The 3090-nt window shown below is 63.5% G+C and carries 1 protein-coding gene; it reads left to right on the forward strand.

The genetic code is table 11. The features are described 5' to 3' along the window. Nucleotides 1-3090: RHS repeat domain-containing protein (locus tag ACMGE0_RS33350; protein ID WP_436820134.1), on the forward strand; the 3090-nt coding region annotated here is incomplete at both ends.

A 3090-nucleotide genomic window follows, 5' to 3' on the forward strand; every position in this document is an offset into this window, starting at 1 on the left:
GATTTCAACGGAGATGGTCTGCCGGATTTTCTTCGCACATACACCGATCTGATGATCTCGCAATCTGGCGCTGGCAATCCGAACCTGTTGCGGAGCGTGAAGTTGGAGACTGGCGGGACGGTTTCGGTGGATTACACGCCGTCGACGCGGTGGACGAACGTCTACATGCCGCAGGTGTTGCATGCGGTGACGAAGCTGACGGTGAGCGACGGGCGGCTGACGACGGGGGTGACGGACTATGCCTATGCGGGCGGTCTTTACGATCCGAAGGCGCGGAAGTTCCTGGGCTACAAGACGATCACGGTGACGAAGCCGCTGGCCTGGGGGGAGACGGCGCGTCCGGTGACGGAGATCACCTACCGTCAGGATCTGGCGAGCTACGGCCTGCCGGCGCAGACGGTGACGCGCAATGCGGCGGGGACGGCCTCGAGGACGGTGACGGAGACCTATTCGGTCAACGCCACGACGAAGCCGTACCGGGCGTTGAACACGGTGACGGAGACGACGCTGAACGAGACCAGTTCGCTGGTGCTGCGCAAGGAGCGCAGCTTCGACGCTTATGGCAACATCACCCAGATCCGCGACTTCGGCCGCACGGATTTGACCGGTGACGAGACGTGGACGGTGACGTCCTATGCGCCGAACACGACGGCCTATATCGTGTCGCTGCCGCGGGCGAGCAATGTCCGCTCGGGCGGCTTCAGCACGTCGACGGATGTGTATGAGCAGCACCGGGTGTTCTTCTATGACGGCGCCACCAGCGACGCGACGCCGCCTGTCAACGGCAATGTGACGATGCTGCGGCGCTACAAGTCGGTCGAGCCGACGTCGAGCTATTATGCCGAGACCTTCACCTACGACGCTTACGGCAACCGTCTTTCGCATGTGGACGGGGCGGGCAACCGGACGGAATGGGATTACGACACGACCTACAAGCTCCATGTGGTGAAGGAGCGTGCGCCGAAGTACTTCGCCAATGGCAGCCTTGCGGCGGATACGCGGTTCGTGACGAGCTACGTGCCGGATTATTCGTGCGGCAAGCCGGCCTCGAAGGTGGACTGGAACGGGGTGACGGAGACGTTCACCTACGACCCCTATTGCCGGCCGTATGGCTATACGAACTCCGGCACCGGCAAATATGTCAACACCCGCTATGAGAACGAAGGCAATCCGGCAAGCCAGGCGGTGGTGACCTATGAGCCCTTGGCGACGGGGACAGGGGACGTGTTCACCCGCACGTTCTATGACGGGCTCGGTCGGCCGTGGCGGATGCAGACGCCGCGCGATACGACGAGCGGGCCGACGCGGTTGACGGATACACGCTACGATGGGCGCGGCAATGTCGCCAGGACGAGCTTCCCCTACTTCTCGGGCGGCACGATGCAGGTCACGGACAATTCCTACGACTGGAACGACCGGGTGGTGAAGACGGTCAACCCGGATGCCTCGCAGCGGACCTATACCTATCTCGTGCAGCCGGCCACCATTAGTGACCTTCCGGATCTGCCAGTAACGGATGTTCGCATGACGGACGAGGAGGGCAAGATCCAACGAACCGTCATGGATAAGGACGGCAACGTGATCCTCAAGGCAATGCAGGTGCCGGGGGGCTGGATGAACGAGCGCCGCAGCTACGACGTTCTCGGCCGGCTGAGGGGGGTACGCGATCATAGCGGGGCGGTGTGGACCTATACCCACGATCTTCTGGGCAACCGGCTGACGGCGAGCGATCCGGACCTCGGCAGCTGGTCCTATGCCTATGACAACGCCAACCGGCTCATCAGCCAGACGGACGCGCGTGGCGCGGTGACGACGCTTTCCTATGACCAGATGGGCCGGCTCTTGAAGAAGCAGGTGAAGGGAGCGGGCGAGACGGCGGCGACGGTGACGGCGACCAACACCTACGACACGGCCGAGACCGGGGTGGGCGCCGCGCCGTTCCACAATGTCGGGCTGTTGACGGTATCGACCAATGGGGCCGCCAAGCACAGCTACAGCCGCAGCCTGACCGGTTCGGGCACGGTGCTGACGACGAAGTCGGTGATCGACGGGATCACCCACACGACGACGGAGACGAAGGGCAAGGCCGACCTGACGCTGTCGATCGCCTATACGCCGGCCAACGTCAATGTCGGCACGGCGTCGGCGCCCTGGACCTACAACACCGCGAACAGGCTCCTGACCATCCCCGGCCATGTCACGGCGGCGACCTACGAGGCGGACGGCCAGACGGCGTCGATCACCTATGCCAACGGGGTTTCGACGACGTTCGCCTATTCGCCCGAGCGGCGCTGGCTGACGCGGGTGACGACGAAGAAAGGCACGACGGTGCTGATGGACAATCAGTACACCGCGCGCGACAAGCTCGGCCGGATCAAGACGATCGTGGGGCTGACGGCTTCCGACAGCTGGACCTATGGCTATGACGACCTCGGGCGTCTGACCTCGGCCGACAATGCCGGCAACAACGCGCTCGACGAGACCTACAGCTATTCGCTGACCGGCAATCTCCTGTCGCGCACCAAGGTCGGCGCCTATACCTATCCGGCCGGGACTGCGGTCCGGCCGCATGCGGCGACCAAGATCGGCACGAAGACGATCGGCTACGACGCCAACGGCAACATGGTCTCGGACGGCACCCGCACGCTTGCCTGGGACCGCTCGAACCTGCTCGAAAGCGTCACGCAGTCAGGTGCTGCGGTCACCTTCGCCTACGGTCCGGATGGCGCGCGGGCGATCAAGACCTGGGCCTTCGGCAAGACGCTCTATGCCAATGCGAACGTCGAGATCGACCGCACGACCCCGGGCGCGGAAGTCTATACTCGCTATCCGCATCCCGACCTGAAGGTCACCACCACGGCGGCGGGGACAACAACCAAGTCCTTCCTGCATCGCGATCATCTGTCCTCCGTCAGGCTGGTGACCAACGAGGCGGGGACGCTTGCCGAGCAGACCGCCTATGCCGCCTATGGCGAGCCGACCAACAAGGCGATGCAGACCGAGAAGGGCTATATCGGCGAACGCTTCGATCCCGAAACCGGCCTCATGTACCTCAACGCAAGATACTACGATCCAGCATTCGGACGGTTC

The organism is Neorhizobium descurainiae, from assembly GCF_051400715.1.
Taxonomy (GTDB): Bacteria; Pseudomonadota; Alphaproteobacteria; order Rhizobiales; family Rhizobiaceae; genus Neorhizobium.